A 1,097-nucleotide genomic window follows, 5' to 3' on the forward strand; every position below is an offset into this window, starting at 1 on the left:
ACAGCTTGAACACCACCATAAGCTTTTGCCATTTGACGCAGTGTTACAAGCAATTCCCCCTGGTCACCATCTGCTAAAATGGCATCAAGGGTAGCTGCTGCCAACTCAGGGTCATCATGAAATATTTCTGCCATCGCATCATCATGGTTACGGTCTTTCATTCTTGCACTCCTTTAATCTTCACGGTTTTGCCAATCACGCCAGCAGGCACATGCGCGAGTGATATCAGTGTCTTGTGTTTTTTTGCTACCACCGCATAAGAGCAATAATACGGTCTTGCCAGACTGGGCATAATAAACGCGGTAACCAGGACCAATATTCATACGCAATTCATAGACACCATCACGAAGCGGTTTGAAATCGCCAAAGTTTCCTTGCTCTAAACGATTAAGACGGCGAATAATTGCAGCTTTAGCCTGCACATCACGCAGCTTTCGCAGCCAATCATTTATCAAGTCTTTGCCATCAGAGGTAAGGTAGTGACGTATTTCAAACATAATCCATATTCGTTTATAAACGAACATTTGTCAAGATAGAAAGAATTTTATTTTTAGATTTTCACTCAGCCTCACCTTGTGTGGGGCTTTTTTTATGGAGAACCAGATGAGAAAAATATCGAAAGAAGGCTTAGAGCTTATCAAACAATGGGAAGGCTTGCGCTTAAACGCTTATAAAGACACCATCGGTGTGTGGACTATTGGTTATGGACATACCAGCGCCGCAGGAAAACCTTTTGTTCACAAGGGTATGACAATTACTGAAAAACAAGCCGAAGAACTTCTTTGTAAAGACTTAAGACAATTTGAAAACACTGTTGCAAAAGCCGTTACAGTCTCTTTAAATTCTTGGCAATTCGCGGCATTGGTTTCCTTTTGCTATAATGTAGGAACAATAGCTTTTTGCAATTCTACACTGCTAAAAAAGCTCAATCAAGGTGAATATGAAGCAGTACCGGCCGAATTACAAAAATGGACCAAAGCGGGTGGTAAACGCTTGCAAGGTCTTGTCCACCGGCGTGTCGCAGAAGCCGGATTATGGGCGAAAGGCGCTTATGTTTCCTCCAACTATCAAACCGTAGAAACAAAGGATTCAACAGC

2 protein-coding genes are annotated in these 1,097 nt (G+C 42.4%); one reads left to right on the forward strand and one right to left on the reverse strand.

Annotated elements, in window-relative coordinates:
* Positions 1-173 precede the first annotated feature (173 nt).
* Positions 174-497 (reverse strand): type II toxin-antitoxin system RelE/ParE family toxin, encoded by a 324-nt coding sequence (locus FS875_RS09985; RefSeq protein WP_139413580.1) that lies wholly within the window; start codon positions 495-497, stop codon positions 174-176.
* 106 nt (positions 498-603) lie between these two features.
* Here FS875_RS09985 and FS875_RS09990 point away from each other — a divergent pair.
* The coding region (locus FS875_RS09990) for a lysozyme (RefSeq protein ID WP_144756291.1) at positions 604-1,097 on the forward strand (494 nt) is incomplete at its 3' end.

The organism is Bartonella saheliensis, assembly GCF_902162175.1.

What these genes read in the sequence shown, in the direction of transcription:
- FS875_RS09985 (WP_139413580.1), bottom strand. Translation starts at nt 497, where the DNA reads ATGTTTGAAATACGTCACTACCTTACCTCTGATGGCAAAGACTTGATA.